Raw genomic sequence first — 17278 nt, 5'->3', positions numbered from 1 at the left:
AAATATGATGCTATCTTTGCTGCCGATTGGTCAATAAGTGATACATAGTCTATGTTCAGTAAGACAAAAATGGATAGAGTCGATAAATCGCCACCGTAACTAAAATACTCACTATCACACTGACAATAAAGTATGTTTTGAATGGCTGCTTTTGCGTTTTATGACGGAAGAGTTGTTGACCAACAATCGCCCCAGGCCACCCACCGACAACCCCAAACACCAACAAAGTGGATTCCGGCACTCTGCGCCAGGTTTTACGTGCCGCCGTTTTGTCTATACCGTAGATCGCCAGCGTTAGCACATTGGCGAGCAGGAACCACATCGCGACGGGATGCGATGTAAAAATGCTTCCGACCGCAGCGAAGATCAGGAGTAAATAACAAAAGCGGTTAAGATACATATCATTATGTCATAGCAATAATTAGGGGCATCGGAGCCCATTATACGCGATACATGCGCCTATGTGATGTAGAATTTTTTTCACTCAGCCAACGAGTCATTAAGGATTCATTTTTAATTACCATGGTAATCATAAGGTAATTAACGGCTGTGAACACGATTAAAATGGGTAAAGCCACCGAAAATGTTACCACCTTAACCGTTGCCAGGATAACTTAATGAAGAACCCTCTTTATTGCTGTTTGTTATCCGGTTGGCAGTCTCAGTTTTGGATTTATTAATCGTATTTATATTTATTACATAAGATGTACGATGTTAATTTGAGAATTTTATCTCAACAACCGTATATATTCAGATATTTCTGAATTAAGATTATCATCGATTAAAACAAGTTAACGTTTTGATAAACATAACAACATCGTCAGAAATCATGATTTGTTGTCGTTTGTTCATGAGACAAATAATTTATATGCTTGCAAATATAGATAGCACGCAAATCAACTTAGCTCAAAAAATGTATTTGACAAGAAAAGATAAGTCTTTATATTGGCCCTGGATAGAGTGGTAAGATGATAATTAGAGACATGAAAGGCACCGTCACTGAAGCATTTATCTGCTTATCATGTAAATATGTATGCGTAAATGGAGCATAAACTATGTCCAGTATACTAATGTCTATGGTATCTTTACATTTTCACCTTTCATGGTGTCGCTGCACTCATATCCAGTTGATATCTTATGGTATATTCAATCCATTCCCTTTGATGATTCCTGTCAAACCTCCTGATTAAATTAGTTAACAGCGATGGAATACATAACGTTAAGTACTTTACGCCTGCAAATGTCAGGCTCACGCCCTAATGCTTAATTTATAATACGCATTACCTTACTACAGGAAATAGATAGCATGTTATCCAAAAAATTTGGCTTATCGATGATAGTGTTGGGAATAATGTCGTCTTCAGCGTTTGCTGATAGCATCGTTGAAGGGAGAACACTCAATGTCGCAGTATCACCAGCCTCTCCCCCTATGTTATTTAAAAGTGCTGATGGCAAATTGCAGGGGATAGATCTGGAGCTTTTTTCGTCTTACTGTCAGTCACGGCATTGTAAGCTAAACATCACCGAATATGCCTGGGATGGAATGCTTGGCGCAGTGGCGAGTGGTCAGGCAGATGTAGCATTTTCGGGAATTTCAATCACAGATAAACGTAAGAAAGTTATTGATTTCTCTGAACCTTATTACATCAACTCTTTTTATCTGGTCAGTATGGCCAATCATAAAATAACGCTCAATAACCTCAATGAATTAAATAAATATTCTATTGGATACCCTCGAGGAATGGCTTACTCCGACCTTATCAAAAACGATCTGGAGCCCAAAGGATACTACTCGTTAAGTAAAGTAAAATTGTATCCAACCTATAATGAGACGATGGCTGATCTAAAAAATGGCAATCTTGATCTGGCTTTTATAGAAGAGCCGGTTTATTTTACCTTCAAAAATAAGAAAAAGATGCCGATAGAAAGCCGTTATGTTTTCAAGAATGTTGATCAGCTTGGCATTGCCTTTAAGAAAGGCTCTCCCGTGCGCGATGATTTCAACTTATGGCTTAAAGAGCAAGGGCCACAAAAAATATCTGGCATTGTCGATAGCTGGATGAAATAGTAAGCTATGTCATCAGGTAATATGCTGGCTATCTTTTATTTCCTATTGGAAGGGATTGGTAATACGCTGCTTGTAACATTTACCTGTTTTCTCTCAGCGTTTTTGACCGGGCTTACAGTCGCCGTATTACGGCGACTATCCCCTCTTCCACTACAGAAGATACTCGACGTACTGGTCTTTATTCTTCGGGGAATTCCAATACTTATTGCTGTTTTTCTTGTTTATTTTGGATTGCCATCGATTGGCATATATGTTTCACCACTGGTGGCCATGAACCTCAGCGTCGGCTTAATCAGCGGGAGTTATCTTGCCGAGGTGTTCAGAGGGGCGCTTAAATTAGTTGAGCCATTCGAAATAACGGTAGCGAAAGTGGCAGGAATGCGTCAATTACAGGTTATAATAAATATTGAACTGCCACAGATGTTGCGATTTTCTGTGCCCGGTATTATCAATGAGTTTTCTTCTGTATTAAAAGCGACGCCCTTTGCTTATACTGTAGGCATCGCTGAAATAACGAAGCAGGCAATGTCACTGACAGCCATCACGCTGAACGGGTTACAGATTTATACTCTTGCCGGGGTATTATATTTCATTATTTATAAAGTATTTACTCTTCTGGCCGGAGTGTTTGAGAAAAAATATCGCATCAGTTGAACCATAAAAATAGAGGTGATACTCATGGCTTTACTGAAACTAAAAGAGATAAGTAAGGAATATTCAGGAAAAAAGGTTCTTGATACGGTTAGTCTGAAAATTCAATCGGGAGACATGAAAGTAGTCATGGGGCCATCAGGTTGTGGAAAAACGACGCTTTTACGCTGTCTGCTTCGATTAGAAGAACCTGATTATGGCAATATTTATTTTCACGGGAAAAATATTTACGACAAAGAATTTACTATTCTTGAGTTCAGAAAAAAAGTTGGTTGTGTCTTCCAGAATTACGCTTTGTATCGCCATCTTAACGTCATGGATAATATTACCCTTGCCCTATGTAAAGTGTTTGGCATGCCGGGACAACTAGCCCGGGAGAAAGCCTTACATGAGCTACAAAAACTTGATATGGCCTCGCATAGCGCGAAATACCCTTCGCAATTATCGGGCGGCCAGCAACAGCGCGTCGCCCTGGCCCGAACAATGGTCACCGACCCAGAACTCATTATTTTTGATGAGCCGACGTCTGCGCTTGATCCGCTCATGACTCGTGAAGTCGGAATGTTGATCAAGCAACTTCACGACAATGGCGTCACTATATTATGCGTCACTCATGATATTCGCCTCGCCAGATTACTAAGCGATAACGTAACGTTTCTTAATCATGGCAAAATTCGTGCAGAAGGCGCTTTTACCGATCTTGCCTTACGAGAAACGGATCCAGATATCCACTGTTTTTTTAGCGAGGCACAACGATGATCGCTGGCTGGTCTCTCTTCTTTAATGACCTGACTGAACAACTGCCACTTGTTGTGGACGGTATTAAAGAAACCTGTAAACTTGCGCTGATTGTTTCCATCACCGGTTTTTTGTGGGGAATTATTATTTTCTTTCTGAGCCTGAGCCATCGCCCCGTGGTAAAAGCCATAACTCGACTGTACATGGATTTCTTTATCGGTACGCCACTCATTCTTATTCTATTTGTTATCTATTATGGTTTACCTCAATCTGGCATTCACCTGTCCTCTTTTACCGTGGCGGTTACAGGTTTTACCTTGAATGTCGGCGCATATAATGCCGCGTACATGACAACGGCCTATAACGCATTGAATAAGTATGAAACGGAGGCAGCAGTCGTTCAGGGGTTGAACAAACGGCAGGTCTTTTTGTGGATTATACTGCCTCAGGTATTGCTGTCTTCCATTCCAGCCTTAACGAATCAGGTGATTAATAACCTTAAAGACAGCACCATCGTTTTTCTTATCCAATATACTGAGTTTTTCGCGCGAATTCAGGAGGTTGCTGCAACCAGCTTTAAATTCTTCCATGCTTACCTTTTTGCCGCCATAGTGTATCTTATTGGCGTTACCTTTATCGTCGGTTTGACCCGGTTTTTAGAGCATAGACTGCTTCGCCATTACGGTCAGGGTTACTGAGTTGTACTGCACTATTCTGATTAATTCACCACTGACATTATCAAAGTTATTTTTATTTAGCGTTGATTAAGATTTTAACCTTCATTATTGCGTTAGATGTCCATTCTGGTCTAAGTCTTACTCCATTGAGGATATTATGGCGCTACCACAACTATCAATATGGCAGCCCGGCGATGGGTTAAGAAAAATAAAGTATAAATATCATGTTTGTCTCATTGTCATATTCTCCGTCCTTATACGGTTGCTGTTTTTAACTGACCGCTACCTTTGGTGTGACGAAGCGTCCAGCGTGCTGATTAGTCGACATAGCGTAGATAATCTGCTCTTCCATGCCGCTTTTGACGTGCATCCTCCGCTTTATTATCTGTTACTGCATGACTGGATGATATTATGGGGTGATAGCATTGCAGCGGTACGCTCTCTCAGTCTACTCTTTGGGATCCTGACAGTTGTGCTGGTTATCGCGCTTACGCGATGGCTGGCAAATGAACGTACAGCCTTATTGGCGGGATGGTTCGCCGCCCTGATGCCGATGGCAGTCCATTACAGTCAAGAAACGCGCATGTACGCGTTAATGGGAATGCTAACGCTCGCTGCCGCGTTAGCATTGATGATGTGGATAAAAACACCCACCCATAATCGCTATCTTGTCGCGTATGCTTTACTTATGACGTTCAGCTTTTACACCCATTATTTCACCCTATTTACACTTATTGCCCACTGGATCGCAGTAACAATATTATCCTGCCAAAGCCATAAAACGGCCTGCTACCTTAAACTTCCTGGCTGGTGGTTTGCTAACCTGGCGATTGCTGTCGCTTATCTCCCCTGGTTGCCCGTATTGTTTAATTTACTGACTCATCTGGCGCAGTTGAGAGCCGGTAATGATATCGGTTGGATTCCCCCCGTAACATGGCGTGACCTGCCTGCGATGTACTGGCATTTTTTTACCGGAAACAACGGACAGGGTTTTCCGTCGTTCATTCTGTGGCTGGCTGTAGGAGGTTTTATCGGTACTGTGGGGCGAATATCTTTATGCAACGGAGAATATGAAAGATATCAGCTGATATTATTTTGTAATCTGGTCATCCCTGTAATGCTGGTCTTCATCATTTCCTGGTGGATGCCGTTATTTATCGATCGTTATTTCTTCTTCTCATCGCTGAGCATTCCTCCCCTGCTCGCGGTATTACTTACCCGCGCAAAAAAAGCGGTTTGTGGCTTCTGGTTTATCTTATTCACCTTATTATTCGGCTATGGTTCATATCATAATAACCCTGAGCACATAGACGAGTTTAAACCACTGGTAAACTATATTAATACCCGTCACCAGCCTAATGATGCCGTGGTAGTCAGTAAAATGTTCGATTATTTAAGTTATGTGTATTATAATAAGCGAGATTATCGTACGTTTCTTTATACACCGCCTAACGCACACGGAACATCAGGCAGACCGAATGCCTATGGCTTTGGTTCACTGTTTTATGCGCAAGCCGATCAGACATATATTGATACTCTGACAACGCTTTCAAAAAGTTACCATCGTGTCTGGTTGGTAAGCGGCGGTAACTTTAGTCAGGATTACCCCTTGCCGTCAGAATGGCAAAATATCGCAAAATTCAGAAGTGGTAGATTTCAGGTACAATTATTTGTAATACCAACTCAACAGGCGCGTCAAATGCAATGATTACCGTTTTCTATCCAGTGCAGTGATAAACAGTACTGCCACTGCCAGACCGCCTAAAAGTAAGGTCCAGCCAAACGCTTCAAAAACCTCAATCATATCGCCTCCAGGTAGGTGATATTAAATAAAGATGGCTATCTCAGCGTAACATTTAAAATATCAATTAATGTGCAATAATCGCTTTATGTGTTTGAATAAATATTGTTCTTCCTGCATTTAATTGCATTGTTATTATCAAAGGGCTTAATACGCGTACATCAACGATTATTAATTATCAGCTTATAATAATATGACTGTTCAATTCATTTATCAGCTATTATTATCCTCTATATTCTTTAAGATAACCGCTTAATTCATAATATCGCCTTTATTCGTCGCATTAAATTACTCACTCACCTGATTAATGCTTGCCTAACGATTGCTTCGTTGTTTTAATTCCAGCGCGAAATTATTTAGTGAGAGAACAATGAAGCATACACAACAATCAGGCGCAAAAGTCTATAACCCATTCACGCTTAGCTTATATGACTGGTGGGTACTCAATATCTCAAACAAATATGCCTGGAAGTGTCCTACTGATACGCGACTACTTCCTTTCTTCCTGCATCACATGGGCGAGACTCACCTGGATATTGGCGTAGGTACAGGTTATTACCTGAAACATGCACCTGCGACTCATGCCATTTCGCTGATGGATTTAAATCCGGATAGCCTGAAAATAGCCGCCAGCCGAGTGGGTAATACGAAAATCCGCGCCACACTACAACACGATGTTTTCGACACGTTCCCGGCGGACTGGCACGGGCGCTTCGATTCCGTTTCGATGTACTATCTTCTGCACTGCTTACCTGGTGAGATGACAACAAAAGCGAAGGCAATTAAAAATGCCGGTATGGCGCTTAAACCCGGCGGCACACTTTTTGGCGCCACGATTCTGGGCAAAGAGGTTCCTCACAATGCTTTTGGTAAGAAATTAATGGCTGTTTATAACAAGAAAGGAATATTCAGTAATACCAATGATTCAGCCGATACGTTACGCAGCGTGTTGGACGAACATTTCGCTAAGGTGACTTTGGAGCAACATGGCGCCGTTGCGCTATTTTCCGCCACTACGCCACGCTCATCGTAAGTACAGGCACTTCCGAGCGGTCGGCAGCGCGATCATGTGGGTTTAACCCGTTGATTAAACATTGGATTACGGAATAGTAATTGCTTATTTTATTTGTCATACAAATAAGTATAATACCCGCTTCCGATGTAGACCCGTCCTCCTTCGCCTGCGTCACGGGTCCTGGTTAGACGCAGGCGTTTTCTGTATGGAATACGCCATCCCCTCTGATAGATGCCTTGTTTGCCTTAAGCAGTTAACCCCGCCTGAAGCAAACGTCATACAGGACGGTCAGTCACGCTTACGCGGCATCATCCGTAACAGCGTATTGTCTTTCCAGAAATAGTGATGCATCAAAGCAGCGATGGCATGAAGTCCAATAACAAAATAGCCCAGATTCGCCAGCGTGACGTGCCAGGATTTCAGCATATCTACGCGTTCAAAGTTAGCTTCGGCGGCATGGGGCATAGTAATGCCAAATGCGACCCAGGGATTACCGCGGTTATACATCATGACCAGACCAATAACAGGCAGCGCGATAAATAACAGGTAAATCACCAGATGTCCTAAATGCGCCATTCCGGTCATCATCGGTTTTGGACGAGGAACAATGGGCGGCGTGGGATATTTCAGCCGAATAAACAAGCGTGCCACCATTAAAAGCAAAATAGTGATACCACATGAAACGTGCGTCATATTAAACCAGGGCCGATAACTACGCGGCGCAAAACCGCGCAGCTCCATCGCGGCGTAAGCCACAATAACCAGAAAAAAGACTAACCAGTGAATACCAATTTGCAGGCCGGAATACTTATTGCCCATAGCGCGTCCTGAATGAAAGCCGTAAAGCGACAACATAACCAGCTTTTATAAATAATTCATCAAATTTATGAAATGGTGGTCGCACTTGCCCGTTCACCCTCGCAAACGGGCGATTTTTAGCGTAAAGCTCTCTGTCCTAACGCACTGCGCAGCGTAGTATCTGCCTGCAATACCTGCCATGCGTTTTCAATATCGCGTGGGATATCAACGTGAATGATAAAATCTTTACCACGCGGTCCATACCCTGTTTCATCGTCACGCAAACGGGGCAGCTCGCCGGCAATCAGAGACAGATAACGCTCCACCGTCCAGATGCCCTCTTCAACATTGGCAAAACGTGTACCGTCATTAAGGTGGCGCAGTACCGGAACAAAACCAGGAAAACTCAGCCAGCGCGGCGCATCGGTGTCGTCGTTTGTCACGCGCCGGAATGCCGCGATAGTGCGCCGCTGCATGGTGGGGTCTTGCACAACGATAGCCGTGTTAATGTTTTCTTTCGCCTGACGGATCAGTGCGCAGGAGAAACGGGCATTTTCGCCGCAATTAGTTGACCGATCTTCCAGCCAAATTTTCTCAGCCGGAATATGCCAGAACTGGTTCGCGATATCCGCAAGGATCGCGGCTTCAGCGCGTCCGCTTGTGCGAATAGTGTGGTAGCGCGGATGCCGGGCAATCACGGCGTACAAAAACGGCGTCGAATGACCTATACCGCCGCTAATCAGTAAAGGAACGCCTTGCGCTTTGGCGATGCGACAGGCCGCGTCGATAGTGGGGATCACCGCATTGCCCGCCAGGACGACGCAATCCGACGAATAAGGTTGTTCGCCGGAAAAATCATTTTGCGCCAGCCACTGTCCGACGGTATTCACCGCCAGCAATGTTTCCGCAGAGAGCGCCGGAAATGGCGTTGTATTCATAATTCCTCCTTTTTGTTCCGAACTTGTACCGGATCGCTTTGAAAGACGTCGTCGCCTGGCTTTTTAGGCCGTAATCTGATCCATGGCCTGTAAAATACGCTTATCGGAAATAGGATAAGGCGTACCGAGCTGTTGGGCGAAATAACTGACACGCAGTTCTTCAATCATCCAACGGATCTCTTTAACATCATCATCTTCGCGACGCGCTGGAGGCAATTTATTTATCCATTGTTGCCACGCCTGCTGGACGCTTTCGACTTTCAGCATTTGCGCCCGATCGCGGTGCGGATCGACAGCCAGTTTCTCCAGCCGCTTTTCAATTGCCTGCAGATAACGCAGCGTATCGCCGAGACGTTTAAAGCCGTTGCCAGTCACAAAACCACGGTATACCAGACCGCTCATCTGCGCCTTGATATCGGAAAGCCCCAACGCCATGCTCATATCCACCCGCCCTTTCAGACGCTTATTGATATTGAATACGGTCGTCAGGATCCGCTCGACCTGCTTCGCGATATCCACCACAGTATCATTCAGCTCGGCGCGTACCTTTTCGTGCAGCGCGGTGAAACCTGCTTCGCTCCACACCGGTCCGCCGTTGGCATCTATCAGCTTATCTACCCCGCAGGCGATACAGTCATCAATCAACTCCAGTACTTTGCCGTACGGGTTAAAGTACAGTCCCAGCTTGGCTTTATTCGGCAATTTCTCATGCAGATACTTAATCGGTGAAGGAATATTGAGCAACAACAGACGGCGTAAACCGCACCACATCGCCTGTTGTTGTTCCAGCGGATTATCAAACAATTTGATAGCGACGCTGTCACGCTCATCCACTAACGCCGGCCACGCCTTCACTTTATAATTACCGCGTTTCTGTTCGTAGCTTTCCGGCAGCCCGCCGAAACTCCAGATATGCAGCCCGCTCTGCTCGATGCCGTCATCCGCCACCGCCGAGAGCGTCTCCTGCACTTTGCCTTTCAGCGCATTTTTAAGCTCGGCGAGCGAACGCCCTTCCTGCAGTTTCTTGTTTTTGTCATTCACCACGCGAAACGTGATTTTCAGATGCTCGGGCACCTGATCCCAATGCCAGTCTTCCCGATCGACCGTGACGCCGGTCATCCGGCGCAGTTCACGCTCCAGAGCGTCCAGCAGCGGCAGCTCCAGCGGCGTTACGCGACCTAAAAACGCTTCAGCATAGTTTGGCGCCGGAACAAAGTTGCGACGTACCGGTTTTGGCAACGATTTAATCAGCGCAATAACTAATTCACGGCGCAGCCCTGGGATCTGCCATTCAAAACCGCTCTCGTCAACCTGGTTAAGTAGCGGCAACGGAATATGGACGGTCACGCCGTCAGCATCCGCGCCCGGTTCAAACTGATAGCTCAAACGCAGCTTAAGATTGCCCTGGTGCCAGAAGTTCGGGTAATCCAGTTTGCTGATTTTTTCCGCGCCTTCTTTAATCAGCATACTTTTTTCAAAGTTGAGCAGATCCGGCGTCTCGCGGCTGATTTTTTTCCACCAACTATCAAAGTGGCGGGCGGAAATAACGTCATGGCTAATACGCTGGTCATAAAACTCAAACAGGGTATCGTCATCCACCAGGATATCGCGGCGGCGAGATTTGTGCTCAAGTTCCTCGACTTCCGCACGCAATTTTAGATTCTCACGGAAGAAGGCGTGACGGGTTTGCCAGTCCCCCTCCACCAGCGCATGGCGGATAAACAACTCGCGACACAACGCCGGGTCAATCTGGCTGTAATTCACTTTGCGCGCGGCGACAATCGGCAGACCGTAGACAGTAACCTTTTCCGTCGCCATCACCGCGCCTTGCGCCCGCTCCCAGTGCGGTTCGCTATATGAACGTTTAATCAGGTGCTGGGCTACCGGTTCCACCCATTCTGGCTCAATGCGGGCAGCGATGCGCCCCCACAGGCGGCTGGTCTCCACCAGTTCTGCGACCATTGTCCATTTCGGCGGTTTTTTGAATAAACCGGAACCGGGGAAAATAGAGAATCGGGCGTTACGCGCGCCGGTGTACTCTTGTTTATCGGCATCTTTCATCCCGATATGCGACAACAGTCCCGTTAACAACGCAACGTGAATTTCCCGGTACTCTGCGGGTTCGCTGTTTACCGGAATCCCCAGTTCTTTTACCACCTGACGCAGTTGGGTATAGATATCCTGCCACTCACGCACGCGTAAATAGTTCAGATAGTCGGTGCGACACAGACGGCGGAATTGATTCGACGACAGGGCCTTTTGTTGCTCGCCGAGGTAATTCCACAGGTTAACAAACGCCAGAAAATCGGATTCCTTATCATGGAAACGCCGGTGTTTCTCATCGGAAGCCTGCTGCTTATCCACTGGGCGCTCGCGCGGATCCTGAATAGAGAGTGCGGAAGTAATGATCATCGCTTCGCGCACACAGCCATGTTTTTGCGCTTCCAGAACCATACGCGCCAGGCGCGGGTCGACCGGCAACTGGGATAATTGTCGGCCCAGTGGCGTCAGCTTATATGCCGTTTGCTGTTCGTCGGCGGTAATCGCCCCCAGCTCTTCCAACAAACGCACGCCATCCTGAATATTGCGCTTATCCGGCGCTTCGACAAACGGGAAGGCGGCAATGTCACCCAGCCCCAGGGCGGTCATCTGCAAAATAACCGACGCCAGGTTGGTACGTAGAATTTCCGGGTCGGTAAATTCCGGACGTGACAAAAAGTCATCTTCCGAATACAGACGAATGCAAATCCCTTCCGATACGCGCCCGCAACGCCCTTTACGCTGGTTGGCGGAAGCCTGTGAGATCGGTTCAATCGGCAGGCGCTGCACTTTAGTGCGGTAGCTGTAGCGGCTGATGCGCGCAGTGCCAGGATCGATCACATACTTGATACCCGGCACCGTCAGCGAGGTTTCCGCCACGTTAGTCGCCAGCACGATACGGCGTCCGCTGTGCGACTGGAAAACGCGGTTCTGTTCGCTGTTCGACAAGCGTGCATACAGCGGCAACACTTCGGTATGCCGTAAGTTCAGCTTGTTCAGGGCGTCGGCGGTATCGCGGATTTCCCGCTCTCCGCTCATAAAAATCAGAATATCGCCGGGACTTTCACGCCCCAGTTCATCGACAGCATCGAAAATTGCCTGTAGCTGATCGCGTTCAGTGTCGTCAGCCTCTTCCACAATGGGGCGATAACGAACTTCTACGGGATACGTTCGGCCAGAGACTTCGATAATCGGCGCGTTATTAAAGTGGCGCGAGAAGCGTTCCGGGTCGATGGTCGCAGAGGTAATAATCACTTTCAGATCGGGGCGACGCGGCAGAAGTTCTTTCAGATAGCCGAGCAAGAAGTCAATATTCAGGCTGCGTTCATGCGCTTCATCAATAATGAGGGTGTCATACTGCATCAATAGCCTGTCCTGCTGGATTTCCGCCAGCAGGATACCGTCCGTCATCAGTTTGACCATGGTGTTGCTACTGACATGATCGCTGAAACGAACTTTATAGCCGATGCAGCCGCCAGGCTCCGTTTGCAACTCTTCGGCAATGCGGTTAGCGACGGTGCGCGCCGCCAGACGACGCGGTTGAGTATGTCCAATAAGTCCTTTAATTCCGCGTCCCAGTTCCATACAAATTTTCGGCAACTGGGTGGTTTTACCGGAACCGGTTTCCCCTGCCACGATCACCACCTGATGATCGCGGATCGCTTCCAGAATGTCCTGTTTCTTCTGGCTAACAGGCAAATTTTGCGGATAAGTGATTGAGGGGCGCGCCGCTTCGCGGAGGGCGACCTGCGCCGCAGCCTGTTCAATTTCTTTCGCCATCGTCTGGAAAATGGCCTGTTGCGCATCAGGATTTTTTACTTTCTTTACGCCATGCAGGCGGCGCGCAAAGCGCTGTTTGTCGCGCAGCATCAGTGCATCCAGCCGCTGCTGTAACACCTGAAGCGTCAACGTAGATTGTTCAGTCATAAAGCTCTTGGGCAGGATTCTGCCTGTTTAAAATCGTTTTAAATGATAGGTATAGAGTACCACATTGGGGCTTTTTTTGCGTTGTTCAATAATTTCGAACAAAGGGTTCGATATATTGCGCTATCCCTGCGACATATTTGTGAATAAAGTGTCAACAAGCAACGGGGCACGCCCCTTCAAACACATAAAAGGAAACACCCATGAGCAAGGTATTAGTTCTTAAATCCAGTATTCTGGCAGGGTACTCTCAGTCTGGTCAGTTGACTGACTATTTTATTGAACAATGGCGCGAAAAACACGTCGCAGATGAAATTACTGTCCGCGATCTGGCGGCCAACCCTGTTCCGGTGCTGGATGGCGAGCTGGTGGGCGCGATGCGTCCGGGCGATGCGCCTTTAACGCCACGTCAGCAGGACGCTCTGGCGCTGTCTGATGAACTCATTGCTGAACTGAAAGCCCACGACGTCATCGTTATTGCGGCGCCGATGTACAATTTCAATATCCCGACGCAGCTGAAAAACTACTTTGATCTGATTGCCCGCGCCGGTATCACTTTCCGCTATACCGAAAAAGGCCCGGAAGGTCTGGTAACCGGTAAACGCGCGGTGGTTCTCTCCAGCCGCGGCGGTATCCATAAAGACACCCCGACGGATTTGATTGCGCCTTACCTGAAAGTGTTCCTTGGTTTTATCGGTATCACCGACGTGAATTTTGTCTTTGCCGAAGGCATCGCCTACGGGCCGGAAGTGGCAGCTAAAGCCCAGGCCGATGCAAAAGCCGCGATTGACAGCGTCGTGGCCGCTTAAATATTTTTGCCTCCCGTTTCGACGGGAGGTGACTTCTTAGGTTTGTAGCGCAAATATCCTACCACGCCGCTACTGCCGCCATCGCTGGGATGCGTTACCCCATCATTGACTTCAACGCAGGCGAAATCAAAAGGCGACATATTTTCGATGCACGCCACATTGACCCCATATTGATCGGGATTGGATCGACGCTGATGAAAAGTATATATCCCGCATACCGAACAGAAAAAATGCACCGCCTTGCCCGTATTGAAGCGATATTCGGTAAGCTTATCCTGCCCTTTTAGCACTTTAATACCCGACAGCGGCGCAGACACTGCCACCGCTCCGCGCATCCTGCAAAAGGAACAGTTGCAGCGCCTGGCGGTATGAAAGCCATCGCTAAGTTGAACGGTAAACACGACGCTGCCACAATGGCAGGCAGCAGATAATTTTTCAGACGTCATACCTGGTTACTCTCGCGAATAGTGATACCAGCCAACAGTATAGAAATAGCCTTCCGGTTCGCCTAATGTAAATACGACCTTCGTATTCAGAAATTACCCATATAAAAATGCATTTTGCGGTAAAAAAATTGTCGGGAAGCGGTTATTTACGCATCCATTTGCCATTAATTCCCTGGACATATTCTCCCGGCCTGGCGCGCTCAACCAGTTTTTGCCCTGCCATCTTCGCCACCTCGTCCACGGGAAGATGATTGCTATCCGCTAACTGCTGATAACTGGCGCGGCGGGCATGATTAATATCAAGCACCAGTTTCTGGGTTTCGGCATCATTCTTTAAGGCCACCAGATAGCCATTCAGCGTTTCCCCGACCCGGCCCTGCGTGCGCGCTTCGTCCAGGGTTAAGGCCCACACAGAAGGTGTGAGCAAGCTCAGCGTCAGCACCCATAGTATTAAATACTTTTTCATTATGGCCTCAGAATAGATCGCTGCGTGATTTCAGGAGTTCTTCAACGTCTTTATCGACTTTGATATGTATTTCATGCTCGATCTTTACATTCATGTTGATGGTAATCGGCTGTTCCGGCGCGGCGACTTCAATACGTGGCGTGCACCCCACCACGATAAATGACGCAAGCGCTGACAGCATGGCAATACTCATTTTCATTATTTATCCTCACAGTCCTTGTCTTTCCGGCAAGGAGGTTGCGGCAACGCTGTATTTTGTTCAAGCCATGCCTGTAAATTGTCGCCAAAACGCAAACTGCGCCACAGCGTAAACACATTTTCTTCATGGGTATAGTTCAAGTTAACGATCGCGGTTTTACCATCTACCCGGCTTTTGCCGGTAATAGCCGCCTGCATCGTTAGTACGCCCAGGTTATCAACGTTAATTTTCGTCCACGAATGCGTAATCTCCATATAACGTAGCCAGTTGATCGCCGAGCCTGCCGTGACATTATCCTTCACCACCGCATCCGCAGTATCTTTATCGATACGCAACGTCATTGGCCCAGGATTCGTAAGCCAGCCATCTTTGATTATCCATTTTTCATTGTTCAGCCACAGCGGCAGCGCGCCGCTGACCGGACCAGACATGGCGAATTGCTTTGGATTTATGGCGCTAATCAATTCGCTGGATGAAATATTTTGCACCCGCAAAAGCGCCGGGTCGTGCTGCGGCATTCGCAACTGTTTCATAATGATTTGACCGCCCAGCACGTCTACGCTGACATCGCTTAGCAGTAATGGATTCGACTCGCTCCAGGGATAACCGCCCTGTAAATCAGCGGTGATATTTTTCGCCGTGACCTGGTTAACTATCCCGGCGATACGCAGCGAGATGGGCCCGCGCGTCCCCAATTGCCACGCGCCGTTGTGGAAGCGAAATGGCAGAATGAAATCGACGCCGTTGATTTTGTTATCAGGCATCCAGGCGCTGCCGCCTTTTAACACGCCGTGTCCACCTGCTTCAAATCCCTGCCCCTGCGCAGCGGAAAAAGCCACCTGCGCATACAGTGAGCCTTCGCGCAGCGTCATTTTCCAGTCCGGTGGAAGCAACGGCTGGAAAACGATAAGCGACTGCTTCGGCCACCAGGCCTGTCCACGAAGGCGTTCGCCATCCCAGCGCCCATTCAGCCGTACCGGCCCTATCGCCCCCGCCCGAAGGTCGCCTTTAAACTGGAACAGGGTTGGCTCTCGCCCTTCAACGCTAAAATTAAGGGTAGAAGGCGGCAGCACGCTCCCACTGGTAAATACGGTTTTCCCCGCCACCAGAGACAGCGCGCCCTGTAGCGACGGCGTTGTGGCGTCGCGAACCCAGACAATAGGTTTATTCAGCGCCAGTCTTGGCGATGTGACGGTCATTGCGCCATAGTGCAACTGATCAAAACCGGTGGACAAACTGGTCAACCTGATGGTGTTATCATGCCATTCGCCCTGTCCGGCAATATCCCAGTGGGCGCGCATTGGCGTAAAGCTTCCTTGCCCCCAATAGCGCCACCGCCAGCGACCAGCATCAGGGAGAAAATCATTGGCCAGGCCATCAAGATGAAGAACGAAATCGCCCATCTCATTTTCGTGCGCCCGTAAAATAGCCTGTAATCGGCCATCAACGCCGCGCGGCGTCACCTTAACGCCCGCCAGCGGCCAACGAATTTCATCAATATCTAACGCATCAATCACCCGCCCGCGCGAGCGTAGCAATGCGCCAGGTGCAAAGGTGAGCTGCGGATCGGCCAGACTGCCGCGGAACATAGCGGGCAATACGGCATAAAAGATTAAATCCTTCTGTTTAGCCTCGCCGGTAAGCTGTAGAGGCATCTCACTGCTATCCATGCTGAGTTTTCCCGGGCCGATAGTCAGTACAGCGTTCGCTTTACCGGCATCGCCCTGGGTCAGAATATTCAGGCGTCCACTGACTTGCGCATTATCCGGCCCGGCTTGCCAGTTATCGATATTAAAAGCCAGACGTCCGCTCAAGGGGAATCCCTGATATGGCCAGTTCCAGCGGCCATCGCTGATGGTAAGCCGCTGACGCGTTACCGCCCAGGGGAGATCGAGAATCGGGTCAGGATTACCTCGCGCCATCACGATGAGCTGTCCGGCGTTATCACGCCACTCCAGTTCCGCATCCACCAGCGACGGTTCCTGCGGCAGACGCAAGGTCGCTGCCGCATGACCGCTGACCGGCAGGCCATCCGGTACCAGCGGCAACACAAATTCCCCCGCCAGGCTAACGGGAGGCTGGTTGGCCAGCGCGGCGATCTCCAGTTGGCTCACCGTCAATGCCTGACCGCGTAGCTGCCCTTGAAATTTTACTTTTTCGCCCTGATAACGTATCTGCTGAATGACCGGCGTCATGGAGATCGCCAGCTTGCCCTGCCATTCCGGCCAGGGCGCGAGAATGACATTATCGATGTTAATCCAGGTATTGGGCAGCATTGACTGCCACTGCGCCAGCGTACGCGGCGCGGCGGGAGAAGCTTCCGTAGCGGGCAGTTTCGCCAGGCACGCGGCATCCAGTTTAAGGCTTTTAATATTCAGCAACCAACGGCTGGGATGCGTCAGTTCCGCCTGGGTAATATGCGCTAACGAACAATCATTGACCAGATAGCGAAGATCGGGAATCACTAACCCATGACGTGTCAGGCGTGGACTTTGTTCCAGAGCGATACGGGTACCGACGGGTAGCCAAATTCCCGCCAGAGTGGGAACCCACAGCCCGAGGGTCATCAGTAGCGTCAGAGGGATAAGAATCAGCAGTAACAGTAGCGCAAGGGCGGCTTTATATTTACCCTTCATGGGCCATTAATTTCCTGATTTAACGAAAAATTCAGTCGGCTATCTCTTTATTTTGGCATGATTGCCCGTACAT

General features: G+C 48.2%; 15 protein-coding genes. 7 read left to right on the top strand and 8 right to left on the bottom strand.

Translation table 11 applies throughout. The features are described from left to right. Nucleotides 1-55: 55 nt before the first annotated feature. The gene (locus QEN31_RS11360; RefSeq protein ID WP_000281185.1) at nt 56-400 is read right to left on the bottom strand and encodes a DUF1294 domain-containing protein; all 345 of its coding nucleotides are present in this window, start codon (nt 398-400) and stop codon (nt 56-58) included. A 906-nt stretch (nt 401-1306) separates the two neighbouring features. On the opposite strand from QEN31_RS11360, the gene QEN31_RS11355 reads away from it, so the two are divergent. The 6 genes from QEN31_RS11355 to QEN31_RS11330 all read left to right on the top strand — a co-directional run bounded on the left by QEN31_RS11355 (nt 1307) and on the right by QEN31_RS11330 (nt 6968). Continuing rightward, nucleotides 1307-2068: a transporter substrate-binding domain-containing protein gene (locus tag QEN31_RS11355; protein ID WP_000949370.1), complete on the top strand. Its 762-nt coding sequence runs from the start codon at nt 1307-1309 to the stop codon at nt 2066-2068. 6 nt (nt 2069-2074) lie between these two features. Beyond that, on the top strand, nt 2075-2722 hold the full coding sequence (locus QEN31_RS11350) for an amino acid ABC transporter permease (protein ID WP_000094453.1): 648 nt from the start codon (nt 2075-2077) through the stop codon (nt 2720-2722). 24 nt (nt 2723-2746) lie between these two features. Beyond that, nucleotides 2747-3478: an amino acid ABC transporter ATP-binding protein gene (locus QEN31_RS11345; protein WP_001196340.1), complete on the top strand. Its 732-nt coding sequence runs from the start codon at nt 2747-2749 to the stop codon at nt 3476-3478. Continuing rightward, nucleotides 3475-4155 (top strand): amino acid ABC transporter permease, encoded by a 681-nt coding sequence (locus QEN31_RS11340; protein ID WP_000560166.1) that lies wholly within the window; start codon nt 3475-3477, stop codon nt 4153-4155. The genes QEN31_RS11345 and QEN31_RS11340 overlap by 4 nt, the downstream gene beginning before the upstream one ends. Nucleotides 4156-4291: 136 nt before the next feature. Then, the gene (locus QEN31_RS11335) at nt 4292-5842 is read left to right on the top strand and encodes a glycosyltransferase family 39 protein (protein WP_001520091.1); all 1551 of its coding nucleotides are present in this window, start codon (nt 4292-4294) and stop codon (nt 5840-5842) included. A 463-nt stretch (nt 5843-6305) separates the two neighbouring features. Next, on the top strand, nt 6306-6968 hold the full coding sequence (locus QEN31_RS11330; RefSeq protein ID WP_001520112.1) for a class I SAM-dependent methyltransferase: 663 nt from the start codon (nt 6306-6308) through the stop codon (nt 6966-6968). A gap of 270 nt (nt 6969-7238) precedes the next feature. Here QEN31_RS11330 and cybB read toward each other — a convergent pair whose 3' ends face one another. From cybB to hrpA, 3 genes are all read right to left on the bottom strand, one after another. After that, entirely contained in the window at nt 7239-7769 is a 531-nt protein-coding gene (cybB, locus tag QEN31_RS11325; RefSeq protein ID WP_000527273.1) for a cytochrome b561, read from the bottom strand. A gap of 116 nt (nt 7770-7885) precedes the next feature. Next, on the bottom strand, nt 7886-8686 hold the full coding sequence (locus QEN31_RS11320) for a YdcF family protein (protein WP_001098498.1): 801 nt from the start codon (nt 8684-8686) through the stop codon (nt 7886-7888). A 63-nt stretch (nt 8687-8749) separates the two neighbouring features. Next, nucleotides 8750-12652: an ATP-dependent RNA helicase HrpA gene (hrpA, locus tag QEN31_RS11315; protein ID WP_099949668.1), complete on the bottom strand. Its 3903-nt coding sequence runs from the start codon at nt 12650-12652 to the stop codon at nt 8750-8752. Nucleotides 12653-12852: 200 nt separating this feature from the next. Between hrpA and azoR the strand changes: the two genes are divergently transcribed. Further along, a complete protein-coding gene (azoR, locus tag QEN31_RS11310) occupies nt 12853-13458 on the top strand; it encodes an FMN-dependent NADH-azoreductase (protein ID WP_000048924.1) in 606 nt (201 codons plus the stop codon). On the opposite strand, the gene QEN31_RS11305 is transcribed toward azoR, so the two are convergent. From QEN31_RS11305 to QEN31_RS11290, 4 genes are all read right to left on the bottom strand, one after another. Continuing rightward, nucleotides 13455-13904 (bottom strand): GFA family protein, encoded by a 450-nt coding sequence (locus QEN31_RS11305; protein WP_001521629.1) that lies wholly within the window; start codon nt 13902-13904, stop codon nt 13455-13457. The genes azoR and QEN31_RS11305 overlap by 4 nt on opposite strands. 142 nt (nt 13905-14046) lie before the next feature. Beyond that, nucleotides 14047-14370 (bottom strand): YdbL family protein, encoded by a 324-nt coding sequence (locus QEN31_RS11300; protein WP_000760345.1) that lies wholly within the window; start codon nt 14368-14370, stop codon nt 14047-14049. 7 nt (nt 14371-14377) lie between these two features. Then, entirely contained in the window at nt 14378-14569 is a 192-nt protein-coding gene (locus QEN31_RS11295; protein ID WP_000784063.1) for a YnbE family lipoprotein, read from the bottom strand. Further along, nucleotides 14569-17205, bottom strand: a complete 2637-nt coding sequence (locus tag QEN31_RS11290; RefSeq protein ID WP_000677012.1) for a YdbH family protein — start codon at nt 17203-17205, stop codon at nt 14569-14571. Before QEN31_RS11290 ends, QEN31_RS11295 begins: the two co-directional genes overlap by 1 nt. Between the last annotated feature and the right edge of the window lie 73 nt (nt 17206-17278).

The organism is Salmonella sp. SA15303 (assembly GCF_029962125.1).
Classification (GTDB): Bacteria; Pseudomonadota; Gammaproteobacteria; order Enterobacterales; family Enterobacteriaceae; genus Salmonella; species Salmonella enterica.
Note: the sequence above shows the minus strand (reverse complement) of the source record. Positions and strands in the feature narration are given on the sequence as shown.

Bases quoted from the DNA above. Each gene is read 5' to 3' on its own strand.
- QEN31_RS11360 (WP_000281185.1), bottom strand. From the start codon at position 400: ATGTATCTTAACCGCTTTTGTTATTTACTCCTGATCTTCGCTGCGGTC.
- QEN31_RS11355 (WP_000949370.1), top strand. From the start codon at position 1,307: ATGTTATCCAAAAAATTTGGCTTATCGATGATAGTGTTGGGAATAATG.
- QEN31_RS11350 (WP_000094453.1), top strand. From the start codon at position 2,075: ATGTCATCAGGTAATATGCTGGCTATCTTTTATTTCCTATTGGAAGGG.
- QEN31_RS11345 (WP_001196340.1), top strand. From the start codon at position 2,747: ATGGCTTTACTGAAACTAAAAGAGATAAGTAAGGAATATTCAGGAAAA.
- QEN31_RS11340 (WP_000560166.1), top strand. From the start codon at position 3,475: ATGATCGCTGGCTGGTCTCTCTTCTTTAATGACCTGACTGAACAACTG.
- QEN31_RS11335 (WP_001520091.1), top strand. From the start codon at position 4,292: ATGGCGCTACCACAACTATCAATATGGCAGCCCGGCGATGGGTTAAGA.
- QEN31_RS11330 (WP_001520112.1), top strand. From the start codon at position 6,306: ATGAAGCATACACAACAATCAGGCGCAAAAGTCTATAACCCATTCACG.
- cybB (WP_000527273.1), bottom strand. From the start codon at position 7,769: ATGGGCAATAAGTATTCCGGCCTGCAAATTGGTATTCACTGGTTAGTC.
- QEN31_RS11320 (WP_001098498.1), bottom strand. From the start codon at position 8,686: ATGAATACAACGCCATTTCCGGCGCTCTCTGCGGAAACATTGCTGGCG.
- hrpA (WP_099949668.1), bottom strand. From the start codon at position 12,652: ATGACTGAACAATCTACGTTGACGCTTCAGGTGTTACAGCAGCGGCTG.
- azoR (WP_000048924.1), top strand. From the start codon at position 12,853: ATGAGCAAGGTATTAGTTCTTAAATCCAGTATTCTGGCAGGGTACTCT.
- QEN31_RS11305 (WP_001521629.1), bottom strand. From the start codon at position 13,904: ATGACGTCTGAAAAATTATCTGCTGCCTGCCATTGTGGCAGCGTCGTG.
- QEN31_RS11300 (WP_000760345.1), bottom strand. From the start codon at position 14,370: ATGAAAAAGTATTTAATACTATGGGTGCTGACGCTGAGCTTGCTCACA.
- QEN31_RS11295 (WP_000784063.1), bottom strand. From the start codon at position 14,569: ATGAAAATGAGTATTGCCATGCTGTCAGCGCTTGCGTCATTTATCGTG.
- QEN31_RS11290 (WP_000677012.1), bottom strand. From the start codon at position 17,205: ATGAAGGGTAAATATAAAGCCGCCCTTGCGCTACTGTTACTGCTGATT.